The sequence below is a fragment of the Zoogloea oleivorans genome (genome assembly GCF_008107625.1).
In the GTDB taxonomy this organism is placed as follows: domain Bacteria; phylum Pseudomonadota; class Gammaproteobacteria; order Burkholderiales; family Rhodocyclaceae; genus Zoogloea; species Zoogloea oleivorans.
Window position 1 is genome coordinate 227,791 of record NZ_SDKK01000006.1, and the last position, 25,727, is coordinate 253,517.

The following is a 25,727-nucleotide window of genomic DNA, read 5'->3' on the forward strand; positions in this document are numbered from 1 at the left end:
CCAGTGCGTCAGGCGACGGTCGACAGACGCATGGCGCTCAATCAGGAAAGACGGGCGAGAATGGCACGCGCATCGTCTTTCTGACGACCGGAACCTTCACGCAACACTTCCTCGACCAGCTCCCGTGCGCCATCCTTGTCACCCATCTCTTCATAGGCGCGAGCAAGCTCCAGCTTGGTCGCAACCTCCTGCTGCAGATCCAGATCCAGCGGGGGCTCGGTGGGGGGCCCCGCATCCGGCAACTCGAGGGCCGAGCTTCCAGGCTTCTTGAGATCCAGATCGATGTCACTCAGATTGATGGGAGGAGGTACAAATGGGCGGGGCGCCACAATCTTCTCATCGGCCTTCTCGTCAAGCTCGAAATCAAAGTCGAGAAGACTGCTGTCAAAACTTGTCCGCTCGAGATCGACGGTAGCGGTATCGAGCGGCAAACGCAGCCCCTCGTCAGCCAGGGTGGCAGTGAGATCAACATCCACGGTGGGAGCCAGGGCCGGCTCGGCCTGACGCTCACCAAACTCGGAGCTGACTTCAAAATCGAGGTCACTGGGATCAGGAAGATTGAAATCGTCAGTCAGTCGCTGCGGGCGGGTCGAAGTTGCCTCAAGGCTGCTGAACAGCACGTCGCCCGCCACCAGTGTTGCGCCCATGGCAGGAGGAGCGGAAGGCTGATCGAAGCCCAGATCGAAGTCCAGTGCTCCCATGCCCGACTGTGCGCCACCCTGAACGGTTCCTGCACTGGCCGAACCATGACTGGCATCGGAGGTGAGGTCGAGATCGAAATCCAGCACCGACGTGTCAGGAATGCTCGGCGACACAGCCGTCGGAGCCGCAGGCGAGGCAGCGCGTTCAATGTCCTCGAGACTCGCGTACTGATTAAGCTCGCCCGGCAGTGCCCAGGTGTCCTTCAGTTGGGACGGGGACTCCAGCGGGTCATCGCCTCCCATGGGCATCAGTTCGTTTGCCCGTGTGAAGTCAGGCGCCTTGGGACGCAAATCGCCTGCCTGGACAAAGCCCGTCGCAGCGGCAGCCCCGCCCGTAACCGTCTGCGGCCCGATTACCGCAGCAGCGGGCTTGACCGCCTCCGCCGGCGAAGTGCCCGGCGCAGGAATCCGGTACAGCGGACTGTCAGGATCGACCTTGCGCCCAAGAGCCGCGGCCTTCTCCCAGTCCTGACCATTGCCACCTGTGAGGGAGTAGAGCTCGGTTGCGGTGGTTTCGAACTGCTTGATGTTCTTTCGCTGCGCATAAATCTCGAGCAGTTTCAGGTGCACGCCGGTCCGGCCTGGATCGGTCTTGAGTGCGTCGAGAAGAATCTCTTCAGCTTGCGCATCGCGGCCGTAGGCCATGTAGACATCGGCCTCTGCTACAGGGTCGACGCCTTCGTCGGTGTCGATCGAAGACAAACCCGACTGGCTGAAATCAGTCTGAATCTGACTGCTGTTGCTGGTGTCGACGCTCTGGCCACCCGCACTGCCAAAAACGGAGTTCGAACCGTCGCCAAACTCGGACAAGGCAGGTGTCGTGGTCGGAGCACCCTGACCGGAGCGACGCTGGTACAGCTTGTAGCCCCCCCAGCCGAGCAGCAACGCAAGGATGCCACCACCACCCAGTAGCAGGGGCATGTCCTCCGAAGGGGAAATCTGGGCTTCAGCCGGCGCGGACGGAACCGGCGGGGGTGCTGGCGCAGGCTCAGGTGCAACCGGCGGAGGCGGCGGCTTCACTTCGGCGACAGGCTCGGGCTCCTTCGGTACTTCCGGCTTCTCCGTCACCACAGGAGCGGCCGGCACGGCCTCGGGAACGGCAGGCGGCAGAGCGGCTGGCTTGGCTTGAGCCTCGGACTGCGCCTGGGTCATGCCCTGGCTCTTCAGTTCCACCAGGCGCTGAAGCTCCTTGATGCTCTTCTCCAGGTCAGCCAGGCGAGTGTTGGCCTCCTTGAGCGCCTTGTCCCGGGAGACGAGGTCTTCCTCAAGAGCCTGCAGACGGGCAACGGACTTCTCTCCACCCGCGCCGCCAGCCCGCAAGCCATCATCACTCTTGGAAACCTTTAGCTGATCGGTGGCGCCAGCCGTTACCGGAGCCCGGTCTTCAACCTTGGCACCGATTTTCCCGCCACTTCCCTGGCGAACCGGCGCTTCCTTTGCCGGAGCTGCGGCGGCCTGCTCAGCAAGCTTCTGACGGTAGCGTCCAAAGTCGGCAGAATGGGCAAGCACCTGCTGACGCCCACCCTCGCCGGCCAACTGACGTACCGCATCGGCGTCGGGAATGCGCAATATCTTGCCGGCCTGCAGGCGATTGACGTTTTCGGCATCAAAAGCGGAACGGTTCCCCTGGAACAGGGCCGACAGCATTTGCTCCATCGACACGCCTTCTGGGCGGTTCTCTGCGGCAATCCGATTCAGGGTGTCGCCGGGCTGAACCATGTAGGTACGCCCTGCCCCTGTCGCCGACGCCGGTCGTGCCACGCGTGCAGCAGCAGGACGTCGTGCCTGCGGCGCCTCCGCCCTGCGCCCATAGGAGTCCTGACGGACTTCAGGAGCCGCCACCGGTGCGGCATATCGACCAGAACCGGTATCCGGCGGATCGAGCAGGAAAGTGTATTCGCGAATCAGCCGCCCGGATGACCAGTTGAGTTCAACCAGCATATCGACGAAGGGCTCGTTGATTGGTCTGTCACTGCTGACCTTCACGACGGCGCCGCCTCCTCGCCGCTCGATCGACATACGCAGGCCGCTGACCGACGGGGCGTAATCGATACCCGCCTGCCGGAATGCCTCTGCCGACGCAAGACGCGCGGTCATGTTCTGGAGTTCTTCGGGGGCAGCGGCGATTTCCACCTCGGCGCGCAAGGGCTGGCCGAGACCGCTCAGCACGGTAATGCGTCCCAAGCCCGCAGCGCTGGCACTCAGAGAGAGTGCGCTGATGGATGCTGCGAGCAGGGTGCGTTTGAGTCGACTATTCACGAGGTTCTTATGCACGAAGGCTGATCATCGAAATCGAGTTGTCGATGAACATAACATCATGGGTTTGGAGAGGCAAGTTCAAGCCATGTTTCAACTTGCTCTCATGCCATCCGAAAATGAAAAAAGGCGGCCTGAGCCGCCCTTTTCAGATCAATCCTCGAGGAGGACCCGCAGCATGCGTCGCAACGGCTCGGCCGCGCCCCACAGCAGTTGATCGCCGACGGTGAAGGCGGAGAGGTACTCGCCGCCCATCGCCAGCTTGCGCAAACGCCCTACCGGAACCGTCAAGGTACCGGTCACGGCGGTCGGCGTCAGGTCGCGCATGGTGATGTCACGCTGGTTCGGAACAACCTTGACCCAGTCGTTGGCGCTGGCCAGCATGGCTTCGATTTCGTCGATCGGGATGTCCTTCTTCAGCTTCAGGGTCAGCGCCTGGCTGTGGCAACGCATCGCACCGATGCGCACGCACAGACCATCGATGGGCACCGCCGGCGAACCAAAACCTTCGCCACGGCCAAGGATCTTGTTGGTCTCGACACCGCCCTTCCACTCTTCCTTGGATTGGCCGTTGCCCAGATCCTTGTCGATCCAGGGAATCAGCGAACCGGCCAGCGGTACACCGAAGTTGGACGCCGGGAACGCATCGTCACGCATGGTGCCGGCAACTTCGCGGTCGATGTCGAGGATCGCCGAAGCGGGATCGTCGAGCAACTCCTTGACGGAACGGTTCAGCTCGCCCATCTGGGAGATGAGTTCGCGCATGTTCTGGGCGCCGGCGCCGGAAGCAGCCTGGTAGGTCATGGACGTAGCCCACTCCACCAGATCACGCTGGAACAGGCCACCAAGGGCCATCAGCATCAGGGACACGGTACAGTTGCCGCCCACCCAGTCACGACCGCCCTTGGCGAGCGCATCCTTGATCACGTTCATGTTGACCGGATCGAGGATGATGACTGCCTGGGGCTCCATACGCAGCGAGGATGCAGCATCGATCCAGTGACCGTTCCAGCCTGCAGCGCGCAGCTTCGGGTACACCTCGTTGGTGTAATCGCCACCTTGACAGGTGATGACGATATCCATCGACTTCAACTCTTCGATGTCCTTCGCGTCCTTCAGTGCGGGCGCTTCCTTGCCGAAATTCGGCGCCTTGCCACCCGCATTGGAGGTGGTGAAGAACACCGGCTCGATCAGGGCAAAATCATTTTCTTCCCGCATGCGCTGCATGAGGACGGAACCCACCATGCCACGCCAGCCAACCAGACCCACTCTTTTCATATTGATCCCCGATCAGACTTGATTTGTTTTTTGAATTTTTACAGCGCCGCGATAACCGCGTCGCCCATTTCCTTGGTGCCCACGCGACGGGTGCCCGCTTCATAGATGTCGCCCGTGCGGTAGCCGGCAGCCAGAACCTTCTTCACGGCCATCTCGATGCGCGCAGCCGGCGCCTCGAGATTGAAGGTATAGCGCAGCATCATCGCAACGGAAAGAATGGTTGCCAGCGGATTGGCGACGCCCTTGCCGGCGATGTCCGGCGCGGAGCCGTGGCTGGGCTCGTAGAGGCCCTTGTTGTTGGCATCCAGTGAAGCCGACGGCAGCATGCCGATGGAACCGGTAAGCATGGAGGCTTCGTCGGACAGGATGTCGCCGAACATGTTGCCGGTGACCATCACGTCGAACTGCTTGGGCGCCCGCACCAACTGCATGGCGGCGTTATCCACCAGCATGTGGGACAGCTCCACGTCAGGGTAATCGGCCGACAGCTCGATCATCACGTCGCGCCACAGCTGGGTGCATTCCAGCACGTTCATCTTGTCCACCGAGCAGAGCTTCTTGCCGCGCTTGCGAGCCGCCTCGAAGGCCACCTTGCCGATGCGGCGAATCTCGGATTCGGAATACACCATGGTGTTGAAACCGACGCGCTCGCCGTTTTCTTCACGGATGCCGCGGGGCTGACCGAAGTAGATGTCGCCGGTCAGCTCGCGCACGATCAGGATGTCCAGCCCGGCCACGACTTCTGGTTTGAGCGTGGACGCGTTGGCCAGCTCGGGGTAGAGAATCGCCGGACGCAGGTTGGCGAACAGGTTGAGCTGCTTGCGGATGGCCAGCAGGCCGCGCTCGGGGCGCTGTTCGCGGGGCAGCGTGTCCCACTGCGGGCCGCCAACGGCACCCAGCAGGATGGCATCGGCTTCCTGGGCCAGCTTGGCGGTCGCATCCGGATAGGGAGAGCCGGTGGCATCCACGGCACAACCGCCGATGAGGCCCTTCTCGACCGTAAAGTCCAGCCCATCGCCACGCAGGGCTTCGAGCACGCGCAGGGCCTGCTCGGTAATTTCGGGACCGATGCCGTCACCCGGCAGAACACAAATCTTCATCGTCATTGTCTATTGATTCGTTGAAGTCAATCAGGCGAACAGCCAGGGCTGGTCGATGCGGCGGCGGGCTTCGAACTCGCGGATCTTGTCGGCATGACGCAGGGTCAGTCCGATGTCGTCCCAGCCGTTGAGCAGGCATTCACGGCGGAAGGCATCCACGTCAAACGAGATCACCTTGCCATCCGGCCGGGTAATCGTCCGGGCTTGCAGGTCCACGTTGAGACGGTAACCGGTCGCATTGAAGCACTGGGCGAACAGCTCATCCACTTCAGCCGCCGGCAACTTGATCGGCAGCAGGCCGTTCTTGAAGCAGTTGTTGAAGAAGATGTCGGCAAAGCTCGGCCCGATGATGACGCGAAAGCCGAAATCCTCCAGCGCCCACGGAGCATGCTCACGGGAGCTGCCGCACCCGAAGTTGTCGCGGGTCAGCAGGATCTGGGCGCCCTGGTAACGGGGCTGGTTGAGGACGAAGTCGGGATTCTGCGGCCGGCCGGTGTTGTCCACGCCGGGCTGGCCGATGTCCAGGTAGCGCCACTCGTCGAACAGGTTGGGGCCGAAGCCACTGCGCTTGATCGACTTGAGGAACTGCTTCGGAATGATCGCGTCGGTATCCACGTTGGCGCGGTCCATCGGCGCCACGAGTCCGTCGAGTCTGGTAAAGGGCTTCATGCTTGCTTGACCGCCTTCTGGATGGCTTCGCCACCCTTTTCACTATCCTTGCCGACGGCGAACACGCCAATCAACGCTGTTAATTTACGCAATTGTCGCTCCTCTCGGAATCAGGCCAGATCGCGCACATCGGCGAAATGGCCGGCAATCGCTGCCGCTGCGGCCATCGCCGGACTCACCAGGTGAGTACGACCACCGGCGCCCTGACGGCCCTCGAAGTTGCGGTTCGAGGTCGACGCACAACGCTCGCCCGGCTCCAGCCGGTCGGCATTCATGGCCAGGCACATGGAACAGCCCGGCTCGCGCCACTCGAAGCCGGCGGCGACGAAGATCTTGTCGAGCCCCTCGGCTTCGGCCTGGCGCTTGACCAGCCCGGAACCCGGTACCACCAGCACCTGTTTGACGTTGTCAGCCTTGCGGCGACCACGGGCAACCACCGCTGCAGCGCGCAAGTCCTCGATCCGCGAATTGGTGCACGAGCCGATGAAAACCACGTCGACGGCAATATTCTTGATGGGCGTACACGGGGTCAGGCCCATGTACTGCAATGCACGCTCCATGCCCTCGCGCTTGACCGGATCCTTCTCGAGGGCCGGGTCCGGCACGATGCCGTCAATGGCGGCCACCATTTCAGGGGAAGTACCCCAGGTGACCTGCGGCTGAATCGCGGCGGCATCCAGATCGACGATGGCGTCGAAGTTCGCGCCCTCGTCCGAGTGCAGGGTGCGCCAGTAGGCGACGGCCCGCTCCCAGTTGTCGCCGTGCGGCGAGAACGGACGGTCCTTGAGGTAATCGATGGTCTTGTCGTCCACCGCGACCAGGCCAGCACGGGCGCCAGCTTCGATGGCCATGTTGCAGATGGTCATGCGACCTTCCAGGGACAGGCTACGGATCGCGCTGCCGCCGAACTCGATGGCGTAGCCGGTACCGCCGGCCGTACCGATGCGGCCGATGATGGCCAGCACCACGTCCTTCGCCGTCACGCCGGCACCAAGCCGGCCTTCGACGCGGATCAGCATGGTCTTCGACTTCTTCTGCAGCAGGCACTGGGTCGCCATCACGTGTTCGACTTCCGACGTCCCGATACCATGGGCCAGACAGGCGAAAGCGCCGTGCGTGGACGTGTGGGAGTCGCCGCAGACAACGGTCATGCCCGGCAGCGTCGCGCCGTTTTCAGGCCCGATCACGTGCACGATGCCCTGCCGGTCATCCTTGAACGGAAAGTAGGCGAGCGCGCCGGATTCGCGGATGTTGCTGTCGAGGGTTTCCACCTGCTGACGGGAGACCGGATCGAGAATGCCCTTCTCCCAATGATCGGTAGGCGTGTTGTGGTCTGCCGTCGCCACAATGGAATCCACGCGCCACAGCTTGCGGCCGGCCAGTTTCAGACCTTCGAAAGCCTGCGGGCTGGTGACTTCGTGAACCAGGTGACGATCGATGTAAATCAGCGCGGTACCGTCATCCTCGACGTGCACCACGTGGCTCGACCACAGTTTTTCGTAAAGCGTTTGCGCTTGCATGGGCGAAAGAAAACTCTGAGTTGGACGGGGGAAAACTTTAATTATTTCACAGGCTTTACGCGCTGAGTAGCTTGCTCGTAAAGGGGCATCACGCGGGCCGCGTACTGGGCCAGATCCTGCTGGCGGGTCTCGTTCGACGGATGGGTCGAAAGCCACTGGGGCGGTGCCCCGCTGGACGCCTTGGCCATCTTCTGCCACAAGGTCACCGCAGACCGTGGATCGTAGCCGCCGCGGGCTGCCAGTTCGACGCCCATGCGATCGGCTTCCGTTTCATGTTCGCGGCTGTTCGGCAGTTCAAAACTCACCTTGGCGACCCCGCCGATCAGGTCGGTACCGGCCCGGCCAACCCCCAGCGCGGCACCCAGGACATTCACACCAATGTTGGTCACCATCGAGTGGGAGGCGCGCTCACGGGCGTGCTCACGCAGGGCATGGGCGATTTCGTGCCCCATGATCGCAGCGATCTCGTCGTCGGTCAGGTTCAACTTGTCGATGATCCCGGTGTAGAAAGCGATCTTGCCACCGGCCATGCACCAGGCGTTGAGTTCGTCGGAAGTGAGTACATTGACCTCCCATTTCCAGCCCGGCGCATCCGCCCGGAAGAATCCGGTGGCCGGTATCAGCCGGCGGGCAATTCCGCGGACCCGGTCGACCTGAGCCTTGTCCCGGTTCAATGCATTCTTTTGCCCAGCCTGCTGAAGAATCTTCTGATAGCTCTGCGACGAAGCCTTCTCCATCTCGCCAGACGAAACCATCATCATCTGCTGGCGCTCGATGCCGACAGCGCCCGTCTGCGTCGTCTTCACGGTCTGGCAGGCCGTAAGCATTCCCGCTGCCAGCACCACCGGAGCCATTCCACGCAACCATTCGAACCGTAGTTTCATGCTTCTCCCGAAATTTCCTGTTTCAAGGCTCACGCCGCCTGCTCCACCGGACGATCCGGCCAGCCTCGGAGCAATACCACCAACCCGCACAGGGCGAACAATGACCCGAAAGTGTAAGTCCACGCCGGCCCGATCCACTCCCAAGTGTAGCCGCTCAACAGCCCGCCGATCATGCCCCCCGCGCCAAAGGAAATACTTCCGTACAAGGCCTGGCCTCGGGCCTGGTGCTGCGCACCAAACCAGCGATTGACGGCAGCCACCGCAGCCGCATGATAGGAGCCAAACGTGGCCCCATGCAGCACCTGGGCAAAGATCAGCACGACGAGGGAATCCGCTCCCCAGCCAATCAGCATGAAACGCAGCATGGCAGCGACCAGACTGAACACTAGCAGGCCGCGCAGCGAAAACGTCCGCAGCAGCTGCGGCATGCCCATGAACACGGCAATCTCGGCCACCACGCCGAGGGTCCACATCCAGCCGACCAGCGACTTGCTGTAACCGTGCGCCACCAGATGCAGAGAATAGAAAACGTACAACGCACCATGGGCGGCAGACATGAAAAAGCACGCCATCATCAGCGCTCTCACCTCCGGCCGGCGCAGGATTTCGCCGAGCGCCACCGGAATGGCCGGCACACGCGGCTGGCTGGCCTCGGGGATGACCATGGCGCAAACCAGAATGCCCGCCAGCATGGCCAGCGTAATCCACAACAGTGCGCGGATCGGCAGATCATCCAGAACATAGCCCAGAATCAGCACGGTCAGAACGAAGCCCACCGACCCCCACACCCGGATGTTGCCATAACGGCTTGCCTGACCATCCAGATGGGCAAAGGTCAGGGTTTCCACAAGGGGCAGCGCGGCACTCCAGAAAAAGGCCAGGAAAGCCATGCTGGCAAACAGCACGGCATAGGCATCGCTCACCAGGAAGCCTGCAAAGCCCAGCAGAGACAGCAGCGCCGACAGGCGCACGATGGGAATGCGCGCACCGAGCCGGTCCGCCAGCCAGCCCCACAGAGTGGGAGCCAGCATGCGCATGACCGACATCAGCGACATCAATACGGCGATCTGCGTCGCAGTACTGCCGATGGACTCGAGATACAGGCCGAAGTAGGGAGAAAAGGCGCCGACGAAGGCGAAGTAGAAAAAGTAATAGCCGGACAGGCGCCAGTAAGGAATCATCGGCGGGATTCTAGTTTGCGTTCGACCTGCCAATGAAAAAAGAGCGCCGGAAAGCGCTCTTTTTCTGGCCAGGCTCTGCGGGGATCAGTTGACTGAAGCGCCCTTCAGCAGCTCGTACAAAGCATCCTTCAGCTGCAGACGACGCTTCTTGAGGTCTTCAAGCTCAAAATCGGTTGCCAGTTCGGCATTCACTTCAACGCGAACGACGTGACGATTGACCTCATGATACTCATCGAACAAACGAGAAAAACGGCCACTGGACATTTTCATCGTGTGAATCTGGTCCCGATACTCGGGGAATTCGTGGTTCAGATCGTGTTGCTCCATGCAGTACCTCCAGCGTCGTAAATTGGCTTCCGAAACCTGTTTGAAACCACTTTACGCCGCAGCATCGGGCAAAAAGTTGACCAAAATCAACCCTTGGAACGTGGTGAGGGGACGGATTGCACGCCTGCCGGGGCCAAACCTGCAATTTTAGGTGTCGTACACACCACATAAGCGTTCTGAGCCCGGTGACGCAGGGCGTGATCCATCAACACGATGGCCAGCATGGACTCGGCAATCGGCGTGGCGCGAATGCCCACACACGGGTCGTGGCGGCCATGGGTGTTGACGACCACCGGCTCGCCGGCCTTGTCGATCGTGTGGCGATCCAGGCGCGTGCTGGATGTCGGCTTGATCGCCATGCTCACCACCACGTCCTGCCCTGTCGAAATCCCGCCCAGCACGCCGCCGGCGTTGTTCGACAGGAAGCCCTCCGGCGACATTTCATCCGAGTGATCGGTGCCAAGCTGGGCCACGCTGGCAAAACCGGCGCCAATCTCCACGCCCTTCACCGCATTGATGCTCATCATGGCATGGGCGATATCGGCATCCAGGCGGTCATAGACCGGCTCGCCCCAGCCCACCGGCACGCCGGTGGCGACCACATTGATGCGCGCGCCAACCGAATCGCCGGACTTGCGCAGATCGTCCATGTAGCTTTCCAGCTGGGGCACTATCGACTGGTTCGGTGCAAAGAAGGCGTTGCCATCGACGTCATCCCAGGAGGCAAAGGGAATTTCGACCGGACCGAGCTGGGCCATGTAACCACGAATCACGATGCCATAGCGCTCGAACAGCCACTTGCGGGCGATGGCGCCTGCAGCCACGCGCACCGCGGTTTCACGCGCCGACGAGCGGCCGCCGCCACGATGATCGCGGATGCCGTATTTTTGCCAGTAAGCGTAGTCGGCATGACCGGGGCGGAAGCTCTCGGCGATGTTGCCGTAATCCTTGGAACGCTGATCCTGGTTGCGGATCAGCAGCGCAATCGGGGTTCCGGTGGTCACGCCCTCAAAGACGCCGGAAAGAATCTCCACCGCATCGGGCTCGCGCCGCTGGGTGACGTGGCGCGACGTACCCGGCTTGCGCCGGTCGAGTTCGGCCTGAATATCCGCCTCGCTGATCGCCAGTCCCGGCGGACAGCCGTCCACCACGCAACCGATGGCAGGGCCATGGGATTCGCCAAAGGATGTGACGCAGAAAAGCGTGCCGAGCGTATTACCGGACATGGGAGACTCGCGAAGACGTGAAAAAGGGAAAAAAGACTACCGGACTGACGTCCGAGTCTAGCACGCCGCCGACAGGAAGCCGGCGGCGCGGGTGCTACGGGATTACTGGAAGAACTCGTCGAGGCGACCGAAGACCGGATGCTCGCCGTCGTGCTTGGTGACGTAGAGCACGTCCTCCAGCTTCTCGACCTGCTTGATCATCTTCTCGAGACGCTCGTCCTCGAAGATCAGCAGCCAGATACGGCTGGTGTCGCCACCGCCGACCGGCATGCAGAGGATGCCTTCGACGTTGAAGGCACGGCGGGCAAACAGGCCACAGATGTGGCTCATCACGCCCGGGTGGTTGGCCACGCCCAGTTCCAGCACGACCTTGTGAAAACCGGCGTGCTCGGGAACATCGGGAATGAACTCGGAAAGGTTGGTGTTCTGCTCGGACATCGTGTTCTCTCCTCTGCGCTCAGCCGATCATCTCGGAATTGGCGGCGCCCGGCGGCACCATCGGGTAGACGAATTCGTTCGGGTCGATCGTCGCGTGAATCAGGCAAGGGCCGCGCGTCTGCAAGGCTTCGGCCAGAACGGCGCGCGGATTGGCGGCCGGATCCAGATCGACTGCACGCATGCCGAAACCTTCGGCGATCTTCAGGAAGTCGGTCGGACGCTCGTAACGGGAGGCCATGATCCGCTTACCGTAGAACATGCTCTGCTGTTGATGCACCAGACCGAGGGACTGGTTGTTGAAGAGCACGATCTTGACGTTGACGTCTTCCTGCGCGGCGGTGGCCATTTCCTGGATGTTCATCTTCAGGCTGCCGTCGCCCGAAAAACACACCACGGTACGGTCAGGCGCAGCCAGCGCGGCGCCGATGGCGGCCGGGAAGCCAAAGCCCATGGTGCCGAGACCGCCGGAATTGAGCCACTGGCGCGAGCGACGGAAGGGATAGGCCTGGGCCACCCACATCTGGTGCTGGCCGACGTCGCTGGTGATGATCGCGCTGTCGTCCAGACAGTTGGCCACGGCATGGATCAGGCCGTAGGGCGAACGGGGATCGTCCACACCCGGCATGGCCAGCGGGAAGCGGCTCTTGAGGCTTTCGACGTGCGACAGCCAGCGCTTGCGCAGTTGCGGCTTGATGCGCGGCAGCAGCTCGGAGAGCACCTGCCCGACGTCGCCGGCGATGGCCACGTTGGCGTTCTTCACCTTGTGCAGTTCGGAACGGTCGATGTCGATGTGGATGATCTTGGCGTTCGGACAGAACTCGGCCGTCTTGCCGATGGCACGGTCGTCGAAACGGGCACCGACGCAGATCAGCAGGTCGGCCTCTTCGAGCACGTAGTTGGTGTAGCGCGCGCCGTGCATGCCGAGCATGCCCAGGGACAGCGGATGATCCATCGGCATCGCGCCGAGGGCCATCAGCGTCATGGTGGTCGGCAGGGAAGCCTGCTCGGCCAGCGTGACCGCCATGTGCGCGGCGCCGGAGTGGATCACGCCACCGCCGAGGTACAGCACCGGGCGCTCGGCAGCTTCGATCATCTTGGCCGCTTCTTCAATCGCGGCGATGTCGAAGACGGGTGCGGCATCGGGCACCACCACGTCGGGGTATTCCTCGAAACTCACCATCTGGTTCTGCACGTCCTTCGGCACGTCGATGAGCACCGGGCCGGGCCGGTCGGACATCGCAATGCGGAAGGCCGACGGCACCACGCTCAGCAGATCCTTGGCCGAACGGACCAGGAAGTTGTGCTTGGTGATCGGGATGGTCAGGCCGTAGGTGTCCACTTCCTGGAAGGCATCGGTGCCGATCATCGACAGCGGCACCTGGCCAGTCAGGGCGATCATCGGGATCGAATCCAGCTTGGCGTCGGCAATGGCCGTCACCAGGTTGGTCGCCCCCGGACCGCTGGAGGCCAGACACACTTCCGGACGGCCGGAAACCCGCGCCATGCCTTGCGCGATGAAGCCGGCGCCTTGTTCGTGACGGCACAACACGTGGTGGATCTGCTCGCTCTTGGAGAGCGCGTCATACATCGGCAAGGCCGCACCGCCGGGCACACCGGCGATGGTGGTGATTCCTTGCCGTTCGAGCAGCTTCACGATCAGGTCTGCTCCAGTCATTTGCATCATCGAGATTCTCCTAGGGGCTTGAGAGCCGTAGTGCAGGCCAGGCCGGGGTGCATCAAAAACAAAACCCCCGCCGGTTGCGCGCCGGCGGGGGTCTGAAATTCTTTATCGACTACCTGGGACCCTTACGACGCGCGCTTACCTACGCTAACTACGCGTACTACGACTACTACGTCGACAGGCAGGGCGAATGTGGAAAGGATCATTGGGTCATCTACAAGACTAGCGGCGAATTATTCTCACAAAGGCAGCAAAACACAAGCCCTATTTTGCAGCGCACCACCCAACCAGGGCCGGGCCGGTGCAATCCGTCACGCAGAGGGCGGAGCGTCGCGCAGGACGCGGCGCAGGATCTTGCCGACATTGCTTTTGGGCAGATCATCGCGAAACTCGACGAAACGAGGCACCTTGTATCCGGTAAGGCCTTCCCGGCAGTGGGCGATAAGCGCCTCGGCAGTCAAGTTCGGATCCTTGCGCACCACGAAAATCTTCACCGCTTCGCCGGAATGTTCATCTGGAACCCCCAGTGCGGCCACCTCCAGCACCCCCGGATGGCTGGCCACCACGTCTTCCACCTCATTCGGATACACGTTGAAGCCGGAGACCAAGATCATGTCCTTCTTGCGATCCACGATGCGCACGAAGCCTTCGCTGTCGATCGTGGCCACATCGCCGGTGCGCAGAAAGCCGTCGTGGGTGAAGGCCCGCGCAGTGTCTTCCGGGCGCTTGTAGTAGCCCTTCATGACCTGGGGACCACGCACACAGAGTTCGCCGGGCATGCCGATTGCAACTTCATAGCCGTCGTCGTCACGCAGGCTGATTTCGGTGGACGAAATGGGCAGACCGATGGCGTGGTTGAACTCGGGGAGATCAAGGGGATTGATGCACACTGCCGGGGACGTCTCGGTCAGGCCGTAAGCTTCGGCCAGCGGCTTGCCCGTGACTTTCTTCCACTTGTCGGCCACCGCCTGCTGTACCGCCATTCCGCCGCCCAGGGCAACCTTGAGCGGTGAAAAATCCAGCTTTTCGAACTCCGGATTGTGAAGCAGCGCATTGAAGAGCGTGTTGACACCGGTAATCACGGTGAAGGGATACTTGCCCAGCTCCGCCACAAAACCGGGTATGTCCCGCGGATTGGTGATCAGCACATTGCTGGCGCCGATCTTGAAGAAGGTCAGGCAGTTCGCGGTCAGCGAGAAGATGTGATAAAGCGGCAAGGCGGTGATGATCACCTCTTCCCCTTCCCGCACATACGGACTGATCCAGGCGTGAGCCTGCTGCAGATTGGCCACGATGTTGCCGTGGGTGAGCATCGCCCCCTTGGCCACGCCGGTGGTGCCACCGGTGTATTGCAGATAGGCCAGGTCATCGTGGGTCAACGTAACCGGCCTCAAGGCATGGGCGGCCCCTCGCGCCAGCGCTTCCCGAAAGGTCACGTGCCCGGGCAGATCCCAGGCGGGCACCATTTTCTTGATGTGCCGCACGACAAAATTGACCAGCAGGGACTTCGGAAAACCCAGCATGTCTCCAAGGCCGGTGACCACCACGTGGCGTACAGAAGTACGCGGCAGGACTTCCTGGAGCGTATGAGCGAAGTTTTCGACGATGACGATGGCCTCACAGCCGGCATCGCGGAGCTGGTGTTCCAGTTCACGGGCGGTGTAGAGGGGATTGACGTTTACGACCGTGTAGCCCGCCCGCAAAATCGCAAACATCGCGATGGGATACTGCAGGCAGTTGGGCATCATCAACGCAACGCAGGCACCCCTGGCGAGGCGCAGCTCGCCTTGCAGAAACCCGGCAAACTGGCGGGACAGAGCCTCCAGAGCCGTGTAGCTGACGGACTTGCCCATATTGATATAGGCAGTCTTTTCTCCGAATTTGCGGACGCTCGTGTCGAACAGATCGGCGAGAGACGAAAACTCGCTCACATCAATCTCGGCGGGCACGCCAGGGGGATAGCTTTTCAGCCAGATTTTGTTCATTTTTGTCTCCTTCGTCGTTGGTTGTTACGGCCCACCGGCGGACAGACCACAGCGCGGCTGCACCCTGCCCTGCCGGGAACCCGCCCTCCCGAGGCGGCCCGATACCGTGAGGTGTCGGCTCCAACGTACTTTCTGACTGGCGTTTTGCACGCCTTATAGTGTCAGGCCGCTCCGCCCCCTGCGCGAAACGGCCTGTTTGCAGCTTGTTCTACAGATACGACTTCCGCTCAGGCCTGCTCTTCTTCAGCCGGCCAGTTGCGGATGTAATTCTTCAGCATGCGATTCTCGAAACTTTGCTCTTCCAGCACGGCCTTGGCCACGTCATGGAAGGAAACCACCCCCATCAGCGTGGTGTCATCCATCACCGGCAGATAACGCTGGTGATGCTCGACCATCTGGCGACGCAGCTCGTCCATGTCCATGTTGAGCGCAGCTACTACCGGATCCTTGAGCATCGCCTCGGACACCGGCAGCGATTGCCAGTCAGCGCCGGCCTTCTGGGTCGCCATGAGCACTTCCCGGAAGGTCAGCAGACCCGCCATGCGGCCCTTGTCGAACACCACCAGAGAACCCACGTCCTGCTCTGTCATGACGGCAACGGCCTCGACGAGCGTCTTGTTGGAAGCAACCGTAAACAGGACCTTGCCCTTGATCGCGAGAATTTCACTGACCAGCATTTTGTTTTCCTCGTGGTGGCGTCAATGCGCCTGAATCAATACCGCTCAAGATGGTATTCGATTGCGGCCCCAGCGCAAAGCTTGCCCGAATAAGGGCTTACCCCAGTACGGGCGTTCTCCGCAAACAGGCGGCAAGGCGACGCCGGTAACGCTCAGCGCTCGAGGAGCTTGAGCTTGTCCTTGACGCCACGCCAGTCGTCCGCATCGGCAGGCGGCTCCTTGCGTTCAACGATCGGCGTCCACTTGGCGGACAGCTCGGCGTTGAGCGCGATGAAAGCCTGCTGATCGGCAGGCACATCATCTTCGGCAAAGATCGCCTCGGCGGGACATTCAGCCACGCACAGGGTGCAATCGATACATTCATCCGGATCGATGACCAGGAAGTTGGGCCCCTCGCGGAAGCAATCCACCGGACACACATCAACGCAGTCGGTGTATTTACAGCGGATACAGTTTTCGGTGACGACGTAAGTCATTGGGGCGCTCCTGTTATGGACGGCGTTTTTTAGCCCGTGAAGGACCAGCAACGACGACTTGTATGAAATGTTGAGGGGCGGAAATATACTCCATTCGTCCGCTTCCAAAGCGCACCGGCAACTGACCGCCCATAAACGAGACAGTTCTGGCGGCAGATCGTTCCGAAGTGTGCCACAGCCATCACGGATCATTTTCCCCTGCGAGAAAAGCGCTTTTCTTGACGGAGAATATTCGCTAGCATCCATGCACCTTCATATCGTTGCACGGGTTACGCGACTTCGGCCAACCCGGAAGCGTCCTCCCTCCCCGGCAATACCTACAAATCTCTCCCTTGAATGCGTGAGGAAACATGAGCGAACATATCCATTACGTCACCGACGCAAGCTTCGAAGCTGAAGTCCTGCAGTCCCCGACTCCGGTTCTGGTTGATTACTGGGCTGAGTGGTGCGGTCCGTGCAAAATGATTGCGCCGATCCTCGACGAAGTGGCGAAGGAATATAACGGCAAGCTGAAAGTCGCCAAGCTGAACATCGACGAAAACCAGGAAACCCCGGCCAAGTACGGCATCCGCGGTATCCCGACCCTGATGCTGTTCAAGGGCGGCAATATTGAGGCCACCAAGGTCGGCGCCCTGTCCAAGTCCCAACTGGCCGCGTTCATTGACAGCCACCTGTAATCTGGATATATTCAGAAAAGCAAGTCATTGATGGCGCCTTCGGGGTGATCCAACCGGTAACCCCGGCGCCATCGTACAGTCCGAGCACTTTTGCTGCTGTACCTGCTGTAGCGAATCCGCTGTAGTTCAGATTCTCCACACTCTCTCTCCTCTTCCCCCCGCTGCCTGCCATGCAACTCTCGGAGCTCAAGTCTCTCCACGTCGGCCAATTGCTCGAAATGGCGATCGCCAACGAAATCGAAGGCGCCAACCGCCTGCGCAAGCAGGAACTGGTTTTTGCGCTACTGAAAAACCGTGCCAAAAAAGGCGAGCCGATTTACGGCGACGGCGTGATGGAGGTACTGCCTGACGGCTTTGGCTTCTTGCGCTCCCCGGAAGCCTCCTACCTGGCGGGAACGGACGACATTTACGTATCGCCGAGCCAGATTCGTCGCTTCAATCTGCACACGGGCGACTCGGTCGAGGGAGAAATTCGCACCCCGAAGGACGGAGAACGCTACTTTGCGCTGGTGAAGGTGGACAAGGTCAACTTCGAGCCACCTGAAGCCTCGAAGCACAAGATCCTGTTCGAAAACCTGACCCCGCTGCACCCCAACGAGGTCATGAAGCTGGAGCGTGACATCCGTGGCGAGGAAAACATCACCTCCCGCGTGATCGACATGATCGCGCCCATCGGCAAGGGCCAGCGCGGCCTGCTGGTGGCGCCGCCCAAGAGCGGCAAGACGGTGATGCTCCAGCACATTGCCCACTCGATCACCTCCAATCACCCGGACATCGTGGTCATTGTGCTGCTGATCGACGAGCGTCCCGAAGAAGTGACCGAAATGCAGCGCTCGGTGAAAGGCGAAGTCGTCGCCTCCACCTTCGACGAGCCGGCAATCCGTCACGTCCAGGTCGCCGAGATGGTCATCGAAAAAGCCAAGCGGCTGGTCGAGCACAAGAAGGATGTAGTCATCCTGCTGGACTCCCTGACCCGCCTGGCGCGCGCCTACAACACCGTCGTACCGGCCTCCGGCAAGGTGCTCACCGGCGGTGTGGATGCCAACGCCCTGCAAAAGCCCAAACGCTTCTTCGGTGCGGCCCGCAACATCGAGGAAGGTGGCTCCCTGACGATCATCGCCTCCGCCCTGATCGATACCGGCAGCCGCATGGACGATGTGATCTACGAAGAGTTCAAGGGTACCGGCAACATGGAAATCCACCTGGATCGGCGCATGGCTGAAAAGCGCGTCTATCCGGCGATCAACGTGAACCGTTCGGGCACCCGCCGCGAAGAACTGCTGCTGAAGTCCGACGTACTGCAAAAAGTCTGGGTGCTGCGCAAGCTCCTTTACGGCATGGACGACATCGATGCGATGGAATTCCTGCTCGACAAGATCAAGGCGACCAAGAGCAATGGCGAATTTTTCGACGCCATGCGTCGCGGTTAAGCCCTGCTCTTCCCCTGATCAGACACCACGCCTCAGAAAGCGCTAGCCGAGACCCTCCGCTGCAATTACAATTCGCGCCTCGTGTGCGGACGTGGCGGAATTGGTAGACGCACCAGATTTAGGTTCTGGCGCCGCAAGGCGTGGGGGTTCGAGTCCCTTTGTCCGCACCACAAAAACAGGCACTTGGCGTATTACCGGCCAAGTGCCTTTCTTGTTCACCCGCGCCTGATCGGGGGCACTCCCCGGCTCATCAAACGAGCATGTCGGCCCAGATGTTCCGGGCCCACGACAGCGCGTATCGCCCCTCCATCTCGTTGGCTGCCGCCGATACGCCGCCAGCACCACTCACCGGCAGCACCGTCTTCTTTGCCGCATCGTACTGATGCACCGACGCAACGTGGATAACGTTCTTCACGTCGACGAAGCTGTAGCAGGTGTTCATCACCACTGGATTCGGATTCGGCGCCTCGCCGGCCAGAAGATTGAGGATGGCCGCCGCCGTGACCTTGGCGTGCTGGTTGGCCATGTGACCGGACTTGGGCATGGTCGGCGCCGGGAAGATCGCATCGCCAATCACATGCACACCCGGCGTGTTCACCGACTCGAAACTCAGCCAGTCGATATCCACCCAGCGCTTGTTGATCAGTTTGAGGCCCGACTTCGCCGCAATGTCGCCGGCGCGCTGGGGCGGCACCACGTTGAGCACGTCGGCCCTGACCTTGTCGAACTCCAGGATCGCCGTGCGGCTGGCCGCATCCACCTCGCGCAGTTCGCTGCCGGGGCGGTATTCCAGGATGCCCTTGTATCTCTCGAAAGCCTGGGTGAATAGCGCCTTCTTGGAGGTGATTTCCTCGTTGGCATCGAGCACCAGCACCTTCGACTTCGGCTTGGCCTTCTGCAGGTAATTGGCGACCAGGCAAGCCCGCTCGTAGGGGCCCGGCGGGCAGCGGTAAGGGGCCCGGGGGATGGTCAAGGCATACACGCCGCCGTCGCGCATGTCTTCGAGCTGCTTGCGCAGGGCCACGGTCTGGGGGCCGGCCTTCCAGGCGTGGAGGATGCTGGTGCGGGCCGCCTCGCTCTCAAGGCCCGGCACCTCGTCGAACAAGAATTCGATGCCCGGCGACAGCACCAGCCGGTCATAAGAGAGCACCGCGCCCGACGCCAGCGTGAGCTTGCGCGCCCCGGCATCAATACTGGTCACGGTGTCCTGCAGCACCCTCACGCCCCAATTGCGGGTCAGACCCTCGTAGCCCATGGTGATGTCGGCAATGGTCTTGTCACCACCGATCACCAGGTTGGAAATCGGGCAGGAGATGAACTGCGGATTGCGCTCGACGAGGGTCACGTCCACGCCCAGCTGGCTCCACATACGCAGGTATTTGGCCACCGTGGCGCCGCCAAAGCCACCTCCCACCACCACTACATGCCCCCGTGGGCGGGCGCCCAGGGCACAGCCGGACAAACCGGGCAGCGCCACCGCGCCACCGGCAAGGGTCGCCGTCTTCAGAAAATCGCGTCGCGTCAGCATGATCCGTCCCCGCTCACTTCCGGGCGGCGAAGTACGCCGCGATCAGTTCGAGTTGTGCCTCGGTATAGCCCCTGGATATCTGGTGCATGATCGTCGCGGGCCTGGCACCGGAACGAAAATCCCTCAATTTCTGCATGAGCTGTGCCTTGTCGACACCGGCCAGCGCCTCAAAACCGGCACCCGGCACGGCACGACCGTCGCTGCCATGACAACCGGTACAAGTCGCCGCCAGGTCGCGGGCCAGGTTCGGGTCGGCCTTTTGCTCGGCCTGCGCCAGGCCCAGCGTGCCCAGCAGGCACAGGGCGGCGGTCCATCGAAACAGCTGCATCGTCTCATCTCCTTGAATCCGCCAAAGCGGTCGGCAATCGGGGTATCAGGACATTGTTTCCCGGCACCGGCCATACCCGCAAGCGGCTATCTACGCGCCTCCGACCGCCACGTTCTCTTCCTGAAGCATTTCGCGCACCGTGTAGGTAGCCGGCCGGCCCGGATAGCGGCACTCGCCGACACGCCCCCCCGCGTCGCAGCCACTGAGCAGCGGACAAGCCTTGAACAGCTCCTCGGCCCAGTCGGCAAAGGCACGTACCTTGGGCGACAGGTGGCGATTCTGCGGATAAAGGACCGACATGGGTACCGGAGGCGGCCTCCAGGCCGGCAGGATCTCCTTCAGCTCCCCCGCCTCCAGATGCGGCAGCACCATGAAACGGGCCGGCTGGATCAGACCAAAGCCCTGCAAACCGCAGGCGTTGTAGGCATCGGAGTCGTTCACCGCCACCCGGCCGTTCATGCGTACCGGCACGCTGACACCGTCCACCAGGAAGTCCCAGTCGAAGTTGCGGCCGCTGACACTGGAAAAGTAATGCACGGCATGGTGGTGCTGGAGTTCTTCCAGCGTCTTCGGCTCCCCGTAGCGTTCCAGGTAGGCCGGCGCGCCGCAGGTAACAAAGCTCAGCGTGCCGATGCGCCGCGCCACCAGGGTCGAATCCATCAGCTCGCCAGCGCGAATCACGCAATCCACCGCCTCCTGTACCAGATCGACCGGGCGGTCGCCCATGCCGATCACCAGCTCCACGTCCGGGTAGCGCTCGTGAAACTCGCACAGGCGCGGGATCAGGATGCGCCGCCCGATGGGACTGGAGACGTCCACCCGCAGCCGCCCCTGGGGCCGCCGGGCGGCATCCTGGAAGGCCGCTTCGGTCTCCTCCAGATCATTCAGGATGCGTGCGCAGCGCTCGTAATAGGCTGCACCGTCGGGGGTCAGGCTGACGCTGCGGGTGGTGCGGTTGAGGAGCCGCGTCTTGAGCAAGCCCTCCAGCCCCTGGATCGTCGTCGTCACCGTTGCCCGAGGCAGGCCCAGGTTGTCCGCCGCCCGCGTAAAGCTGTTCGCCTCCACCACCCCCATGAACACCTTCATGGCCTGAAACCTGTCCATCTGCCCGTCTCCTGCTGCAGCCTCCGAACGGAAGCCCTGCGTCAATTATTAGTTTATTACGAATAGTGAAGTCAACTTTTATGTATTTATCCAACCAAACACAACAACCACAATGCAGTCATCCCCCAATCCCGCCCCCCTGAAAAACAGCGAGGACATGATGAACACGACCGACACCTCCCTCCCGCGCATGAACCGGCGCGTCGTCCTGGCCGCCGCCCTGTCCGGCCTTCTGCTGACCGGCGGTGGCATTGCCGCCTACTCGGCCCGCGCCGCCGTGCCTGCCGCTGCCGCAGCCCCCCAGGCCGCCCAGGTGGACACCGCCGAGGTCATCCATCGCCCCATCACCGACTGGCAGGACTTCTCCGGCCGCCTCGAGGCCGTCGATAGGGTGGAGATCCGCCCCCAGGTGGCGGGCATCCTGACCCAGGTGCATTTCCAGGACGGCAGCACCGTCAGCAAAGGCCAGGTGTTGTTCACCATTGACCCGCGCCCCTTTGCTGCCGAAGTGGCGCGGGCCGAAGCCCAGCTCGCCGCGGCCGAAGCACGGGTTGCCTACACTGCTTCCGACCTGGCCCGGGCCGAACGCCTGATCGCCGACAATGCCGTGTCGCGCCATGATTTCGAAGAGAAGCAGAACGCCGCCCGCGACGCCGCCGCCTCGGTACAGTCCGCCCGCGCCGCCCTGCGCCTCGCCCGTCTCAACCTGGAATACACCGCCATCAAGGCGCCCATCGACGGCCGCCTGTCCCGCGCCGAAGTCACCGTCGGCAACCTGGTCAGCGCCAGCGGCGGCCCGGCACTGACCACCCTGATGTCGTCAAAGCGCATCTATGCTGCCTTCGACGTGGACGAGCAGACCTTCCTCAAGTCGGTCAATCCGGCTGGCGGTGCCCGCCTGCCCGTTCATCTCGGCCTCGCCGACCAGGACGGCCACCCCGTTGAAGGACGCATCCACTCGGTGGACAACCGCCTCGACACCACCTCCGGCACGATCCGCGTGCGCGCCATCTTCGACAACCCCGGCGGCCAGCTGATCCCCGGCCTGTATGCGCGCATCCGGCTGGGCAGCGGCACCCCGCGGGAAGCCGTACTGATCGACGATCGGGCGGTCGGTACCGACCAGGACAAGCGCTTCGTGCTGGTGGTGGATGGCGACAACAAGGCGGCCTACCGGGAAGTCCGCCTCGGCAATCTGCAGGACGGTCTGCGCATCGTCGAGAACGGCCTCAAGCCCGGCGAGCGCATCGTGGTGAACGGCCTGCAGCGCGTCCGTCCCGGCGATGCGGTGATGCCGCACGCGGTAGCCATGGAAGGCAGCGCCCCCATCGCCGCCGTCGCCACGCCCCACGCGCAAAAAACGCGCATCTGATGCGGCGACGCGGGAGACACCCATGAACATCTCGAAATTCTTCATCGACCGGCCCATCTTCGCCGGCGTGCTGTCGGTCCTGATCCTGCTGGCAGGGCTGCTGTCGGCATTCAAGCTACCCATTGCCGAGTACCCGGAAGTCGTGCCGCCCTCGGTGGTGGTGCGCGCCCAGTTCCCCGGCGCCAACCCCAAGGTGATCGCCGAAACCGTCGCCGCGCCGCTGGAGGAAAGCATCAACGGCGTGGAGAGCATGCTGTACATGCAGAGCCAGGCCAACAGCGACGGCAACCTGACCCTCACCGTGCACTTCCAGCTCGGCGTCGATCCGGACAAGGCCCAGCAACTGGTGCAGAACCGGGTTTCCCAGGCCCTGCCGCGCCTGCCGGAAGACGTGCAGCGCCTCGGCGTGACCACCGCCAAGAGCACGCCCACCATCACCATGGTGGTGCACCTCACCTCGCCGGACGACCGCTATGACATGACCTACCTGCGCAACTACGCGGTCCTCAACGTGAAGGACCGCCTGGCGCGCATCAAGGGCGTGGGTGAAGTGGGCCTGTTCGGCTCCGGCAACTACGCCATGCGCGTGTGGCTCGACCCCGGCAAGGTGGCCGAGCGCGGCCTCACCGCCCCCGAAATCGTCAAGGCCATCCGCGAGCAGAACGTGCAGGTGGCCGCCGGCGTCATCGGCGCCCCGCCCAACGACCGCCACACGCCGCTGCAACTCAACGTGAACGCCCAGGGCCGCCTCAAGGACGAGGCGGAATTCGCCCAGATCATCCTCAAGACCGCCCCCGACGGCGGCGTCACCCGCCTGGGCGACGTCGCGCGCATCGAGCTGGCCGCCGCCGAATACGGCCTGCGCGCGCTGCTCGACAACAAGCCGGCGGTGGCGATTCCGATCTTCCAGACGCCGGGCGCCAACGCCCTCGACATCTCGGAACAGGTGCGCGAGACCATGGCCGAACTAGCCAGGGACTTCCCGCCCTCGGTGCAGTACAGCATCGTCTATGACCCGACCCAGTTCGTGCGGGCCAGCATCAAGGCGGTGATCACCACGCTGCTGGAGGCCATCGCCCTTGTGGTGCTGGTGGTGATCGTCTTCCTGCAAACCTGGCGCGCCTCGATCATTCCGCTGCTGGCGGTGCCAGTGTCGATCATCGGCACCTTCTCGCTGATGCTCGGCTTCGGCTATTCGATCAACGCGTTGTCGCTGTTCGGCATGGTGCTGGCCATCGGCATCGTGGTGGACGACGCCATCGTCGTGGTGGAGAACGTCGAGCGCAACATCGAGGCCGGCCTGTCGCCCCGCGAGGCCACCTACCGGGCCATGCGCGAAGTGTCCGGCCCGATCATCGCCATCGCCCTGACGCTGGTCGCCGTATTCGTGCCGCTGGCCTTCATGACCGGCCTCACCGGCCAGTTCTACAAGCAGTTCGCCATGACCATCGCCATCTCGACGGTGATCTCGGCCTTCAACTCGCTCACCCTGTCGCCGGCCCTCGCCGCCCTGCTGCTCAAGGGCCACGACGCCAAACCCGACTGGCTCACGGTGCAGATGCAACGCTGGCTGGGCGGCTTCTTTGCGCGCTTCAACCGCTTCTTCAATCGCAGCAGCGAGCGCTACGGGCGTGGCGTCACCGGCGTCATCAACCGCAAGGCCTCGGCGATGGGCGTATATGCCGTGCTTCTCGGGCTCACCGTGGGCATCTCTTACGTCGTGCCCGGTGGCTTTGTGCCGGCCCAGGACAAGCAATATCTGGTGAGTTTCACCCAGCTGCCGGCCGGCGCCTCGCTGGATCGCACCGAAGAAGTGGTGCGCCGCATGGGCGAAATCGCCCTCAAGCAGCCGGGCGTCGCCAACGCGGTGGCCTTCCCGGGGCTGTCGATCAACGGCTTCACCAACAGCTCCAGCGCCGGCATCGTCTTCGTGACCCTCAAGCCCTTCGCCGAACGCAAGTCGCCGGAGCTGTCGGCGGGGGCCATTGCCGGTGCCCTCAACCAGCAGTACGCAGCGATCCAGGAAGCCTTCATCGCCGTCTTTCCGCCGCCACCGGTGATGGGCCTGGGCACGGTTGGCGGTTTCAAGATGCAGATCGAAGACCGCGGCAGCGTCGGCTACGCCGAACTCGACAAAGCCGCCAAGGCCTTCATGGCCGCCGCCAGCAAGGCGCCGGAACTGGGGCCGATGTTCTCCAGCTACCAGATCAACGTCCCCCAGCTGGACGTAGACCTGGACCGCACCAAGGCCAAGCAGCAGGGCGTGGCGGTCACCGACGTGTTCGACACCCTGCAGATCTACCTGGGCTCGTTGTACGTGAATGACTTCAACCGCTTCGGCCGCGTGTACCAGGTGCGCGCCCAGGCCGACGCCGACTTCCGCGCCCAGCCGGAGGACATCGGCCGCCTCAAAACCCGCAACGCCAGCGGCGAAATGGTGCCGCTGGGCGCGCTGCTGCGGGTCACGCCGACCTACGGGCCGGAGATGGTGGTGCGCTACAACGGCTTCACCGCCGCCGACATCAACGGCGGGCCGGCCGCCGGCTTCTCGTCGGCCCAGGCCGAGGCCGCCGCCGAGCGCATCGCTGCCGAAACCCTGCCCCGCGGCGTGAAGTTCGAATGGACCGACCTCACCTACCAGAAGATTCTGGCCGGCAACGCCGGCGTGTGGATCTTCCCGATCAGCGTGCTGCTGGTCTTCCTGGTCCTGGCCGCCCAGTACGAAAGCCTGACCCTGCCGCTGGCGGTGATCCTGATCGTGCCCATGAGCATCCTCGCGGCCCTGACTGGCGTGTGGCTCACCGGGGGCGACAACAACATCTTCACGCAGATCGGGCTGATGGTGCTGGTCGGGCTGGCGTGCAAGAACGCCATCCTGATCGTCGAGTT

The 25,727-nt window shown here is 62.5% G+C and carries 21 protein-coding genes and 1 tRNA gene; 5 read left to right on the forward strand and 17 right to left on the reverse strand.

Annotated features, from left to right (window positions below; genetic code table 11):
* Nucleotides 1-41 precede the first annotated feature (41 nt).
* The 14 genes from ETQ85_RS08280 to fdxA form a co-directional block, all read right to left on the reverse strand.
* On the reverse strand, nucleotides 42-2,975 hold the full coding sequence (locus ETQ85_RS08280; RefSeq protein ID WP_246128691.1) for a motility hub landmark protein FimV: 2,934 nt from the start codon (nucleotides 2,973-2,975) through the stop codon (nucleotides 42-44).
* 135 nt (nucleotides 2,976-3,110) lie between these two features.
* Nucleotides 3,111-4,235: an aspartate-semialdehyde dehydrogenase gene (gene asd, locus ETQ85_RS08285; protein WP_148578565.1), complete on the reverse strand. Its 1,125-nt coding sequence runs from the start codon at nucleotides 4,233-4,235 to the stop codon at nucleotides 3,111-3,113.
* Nucleotides 4,236-4,273: 38 nt separating this feature from the next.
* Nucleotides 4,274-5,335 (reverse strand): 3-isopropylmalate dehydrogenase, encoded by a 1,062-nt coding sequence (gene leuB / locus ETQ85_RS08290; protein ID WP_148578606.1) that lies wholly within the window; start codon nucleotides 5,333-5,335, stop codon nucleotides 4,274-4,276.
* A gap of 30 nt (nucleotides 5,336-5,365) precedes the next feature.
* Nucleotides 5,366-6,004 (reverse strand): 3-isopropylmalate dehydratase small subunit, encoded by a 639-nt coding sequence (gene leuD / locus ETQ85_RS08295; protein ID WP_148578566.1) that lies wholly within the window; start codon nucleotides 6,002-6,004, stop codon nucleotides 5,366-5,368.
* A gap of 110 nt (nucleotides 6,005-6,114) precedes the next feature.
* Nucleotides 6,115-7,524, reverse strand: coding sequence for a 3-isopropylmalate dehydratase large subunit (gene leuC, locus ETQ85_RS08300; protein ID WP_148578567.1), 1,410 nt, complete (start codon nucleotides 7,522-7,524; stop codon nucleotides 6,115-6,117).
* Nucleotides 7,525-7,565: 41 nt separating this feature from the next.
* Complete coding sequence (locus ETQ85_RS08305; RefSeq protein ID WP_148578568.1) at nucleotides 7,566-8,408, reverse strand: M48 family metallopeptidase; 843 nt, start codon at nucleotides 8,406-8,408, stop codon at nucleotides 7,566-7,568.
* 29 nt (nucleotides 8,409-8,437) lie between these two features.
* Entirely contained in the window at nucleotides 8,438-9,589 is a 1,152-nt protein-coding gene (locus ETQ85_RS08310; RefSeq protein WP_148578569.1) for an MFS transporter, read from the reverse strand.
* Between the two features lie 84 nt (nucleotides 9,590-9,673).
* Nucleotides 9,674-9,916, reverse strand: coding sequence for an HP1242/YdcH family protein (locus tag ETQ85_RS08315; RefSeq protein WP_148578570.1), 243 nt, complete (start codon nucleotides 9,914-9,916; stop codon nucleotides 9,674-9,676).
* Nucleotides 9,917-10,002: 86 nt separating this feature from the next.
* A complete protein-coding gene (aroC, locus tag ETQ85_RS08320; protein ID WP_148578571.1) occupies nucleotides 10,003-11,142 on the reverse strand; it encodes a chorismate synthase in 1,140 nt (379 codons plus the stop codon).
* Nucleotides 11,143-11,244: 102 nt separating this feature from the next.
* Nucleotides 11,245-11,580 carry an acetolactate synthase small subunit gene (gene ilvN, locus ETQ85_RS08325; protein WP_148578572.1) on the reverse strand — a complete coding sequence of 112 codons (336 nt, stop codon included), beginning with the start codon at nucleotides 11,578-11,580 and terminating at the stop codon, nucleotides 11,245-11,247.
* 19 nt (nucleotides 11,581-11,599) lie between these two features.
* Nucleotides 11,600-13,264, reverse strand: coding sequence for an acetolactate synthase large subunit (gene ilvB, locus ETQ85_RS08330; RefSeq protein ID WP_148578573.1), 1,665 nt, complete (start codon nucleotides 13,262-13,264; stop codon nucleotides 11,600-11,602).
* A 308-nt stretch (nucleotides 13,265-13,572) separates the two neighbouring features.
* Complete coding sequence (locus tag ETQ85_RS08335; RefSeq protein ID WP_148578574.1) at nucleotides 13,573-15,246, reverse strand: long-chain-fatty-acid--CoA ligase; 1,674 nt, start codon at nucleotides 15,244-15,246, stop codon at nucleotides 13,573-13,575.
* A 227-nt stretch (nucleotides 15,247-15,473) separates the two neighbouring features.
* Nucleotides 15,474-15,923 carry a CBS domain-containing protein gene (locus ETQ85_RS08340; protein ID WP_148578575.1) on the reverse strand — a complete coding sequence of 150 codons (450 nt, stop codon included), beginning with the start codon at nucleotides 15,921-15,923 and terminating at the stop codon, nucleotides 15,474-15,476.
* A gap of 152 nt (nucleotides 15,924-16,075) precedes the next feature.
* On the reverse strand, nucleotides 16,076-16,399 hold the full coding sequence (gene fdxA, locus ETQ85_RS08345) for a ferredoxin FdxA (RefSeq protein ID WP_148578576.1): 324 nt from the start codon (nucleotides 16,397-16,399) through the stop codon (nucleotides 16,076-16,078).
* A gap of 350 nt (nucleotides 16,400-16,749) precedes the next feature.
* Between fdxA and trxA the strand changes: the two genes are divergently transcribed.
* The 3 genes from trxA (at nucleotide 16,750) to ETQ85_RS08360 (ending at nucleotide 18,676) form a co-directional block, all read left to right on the forward strand.
* Entirely contained in the window at nucleotides 16,750-17,076 is a 327-nt protein-coding gene (gene trxA / locus ETQ85_RS08350) for a thioredoxin TrxA (protein WP_148578577.1), read from the forward strand.
* A 170-nt stretch (nucleotides 17,077-17,246) separates the two neighbouring features.
* Nucleotides 17,247-18,506 (forward strand): transcription termination factor Rho, encoded by a 1,260-nt coding sequence (gene rho, locus ETQ85_RS08355; RefSeq protein WP_148578578.1) that lies wholly within the window; start codon nucleotides 17,247-17,249, stop codon nucleotides 18,504-18,506.
* Nucleotides 18,507-18,591: 85 nt separating this feature from the next.
* Nucleotides 18,592-18,676: transfer RNA gene (locus ETQ85_RS08360), tRNA-Leu, on the forward strand.
* An 80-nt stretch (nucleotides 18,677-18,756) separates the two neighbouring features.
* Here ETQ85_RS08360 and ETQ85_RS08365 read toward each other — a convergent pair.
* The 3 genes from ETQ85_RS08365 to ETQ85_RS08375 all read right to left on the reverse strand — a co-directional run bounded on the left by ETQ85_RS08365 (nucleotide 18,757) and on the right by ETQ85_RS08375 (nucleotide 21,466).
* Entirely contained in the window at nucleotides 18,757-20,034 is a 1,278-nt protein-coding gene (locus ETQ85_RS08365; protein WP_148578579.1) for an FCSD flavin-binding domain-containing protein, read from the reverse strand.
* A 13-nt stretch (nucleotides 20,035-20,047) separates the two neighbouring features.
* Nucleotides 20,048-20,362 carry a c-type cytochrome gene (locus ETQ85_RS08370; RefSeq protein WP_148578580.1) on the reverse strand — a complete coding sequence of 105 codons (315 nt, stop codon included), beginning with the start codon at nucleotides 20,360-20,362 and terminating at the stop codon, nucleotides 20,048-20,050.
* A gap of 90 nt (nucleotides 20,363-20,452) precedes the next feature.
* Nucleotides 20,453-21,466 carry a LysR family transcriptional regulator gene (locus ETQ85_RS08375; protein WP_148578581.1) on the reverse strand — a complete coding sequence of 338 codons (1,014 nt, stop codon included), beginning with the start codon at nucleotides 21,464-21,466 and terminating at the stop codon, nucleotides 20,453-20,455.
* A 157-nt stretch (nucleotides 21,467-21,623) separates the two neighbouring features.
* On the opposite strand from ETQ85_RS08375, the gene ETQ85_RS08380 reads away from it, so the two are divergent.
* Entirely contained in the window at nucleotides 21,624-22,838 is a 1,215-nt protein-coding gene (locus ETQ85_RS08380; protein ID WP_246128693.1) for an efflux RND transporter periplasmic adaptor subunit, read from the forward strand.
* Nucleotides 22,839-22,860: 22 nt separating this feature from the next.
* On the forward strand, nucleotides 22,861-25,727 hold a 2,867-nt coding region (locus ETQ85_RS08385; protein WP_148578608.1), incomplete at its 3' end, for an efflux RND transporter permease subunit.

Coding starts and splice junctions, on each gene's coding strand:
- asd (WP_148578565.1), bottom strand. CDS start 4,235: ATGAAAAGAGTGGGTCTGGTTGGCTGGCGTGGCATGGTGGGTTCCGTC.
- leuB (WP_148578606.1), bottom strand. CDS start 5,335: ATGAAGATTTGTGTTCTGCCGGGTGACGGCATCGGTCCCGAAATTACC.
- leuD (WP_148578566.1), bottom strand. CDS start 6,004: ATGAAGCCCTTTACCAGACTCGACGGACTCGTGGCGCCGATGGACCGC.
- leuC (WP_148578567.1), bottom strand. CDS start 7,524: ATGCAAGCGCAAACGCTTTACGAAAAACTGTGGTCGAGCCACGTGGTG.
- ETQ85_RS08305 (WP_148578568.1), bottom strand. CDS start 8,408: ATGAAACTACGGTTCGAATGGTTGCGTGGAATGGCTCCGGTGGTGCTG.
- ETQ85_RS08310 (WP_148578569.1), bottom strand. CDS start 9,589: ATGATTCCTTACTGGCGCCTGTCCGGCTATTACTTTTTCTACTTCGCC.
- ETQ85_RS08315 (WP_148578570.1), bottom strand. CDS start 9,916: ATGGAGCAACACGATCTGAACCACGAATTCCCCGAGTATCGGGACCAG.
- aroC (WP_148578571.1), bottom strand. CDS start 11,142: ATGTCCGGTAATACGCTCGGCACGCTTTTCTGCGTCACATCCTTTGGC.
- ilvN (WP_148578572.1), bottom strand. CDS start 11,580: ATGTCCGAGCAGAACACCAACCTTTCCGAGTTCATTCCCGATGTTCCC.
- ilvB (WP_148578573.1), bottom strand. CDS start 13,264: ATGATGCAAATGACTGGAGCAGACCTGATCGTGAAGCTGCTCGAACGG.
- ETQ85_RS08335 (WP_148578574.1), bottom strand. CDS start 15,246: ATGAACAAAATCTGGCTGAAAAGCTATCCCCCTGGCGTGCCCGCCGAG.
- ETQ85_RS08340 (WP_148578575.1), bottom strand. CDS start 15,923: ATGCTGGTCAGTGAAATTCTCGCGATCAAGGGCAAGGTCCTGTTTACG.
- fdxA (WP_148578576.1), bottom strand. CDS start 16,399: ATGACTTACGTCGTCACCGAAAACTGTATCCGCTGTAAATACACCGAC.
- trxA (WP_148578577.1), top strand. CDS start 16,750: ATGAGCGAACATATCCATTACGTCACCGACGCAAGCTTCGAAGCTGAA.
- rho (WP_148578578.1), top strand. CDS start 17,247: ATGCAACTCTCGGAGCTCAAGTCTCTCCACGTCGGCCAATTGCTCGAA.
- ETQ85_RS08365 (WP_148578579.1), bottom strand. CDS start 20,034: ATGCTGACGCGACGCGATTTTCTGAAGACGGCGACCCTTGCCGGTGGC.
- ETQ85_RS08370 (WP_148578580.1), bottom strand. CDS start 20,362: ATGCAGCTGTTTCGATGGACCGCCGCCCTGTGCCTGCTGGGCACGCTG.
- ETQ85_RS08375 (WP_148578581.1), bottom strand. CDS start 21,466: ATGGACAGGTTTCAGGCCATGAAGGTGTTCATGGGGGTGGTGGAGGCG.
- ETQ85_RS08380 (WP_246128693.1), top strand. CDS start 21,624: ATGATGAACACGACCGACACCTCCCTCCCGCGCATGAACCGGCGCGTC.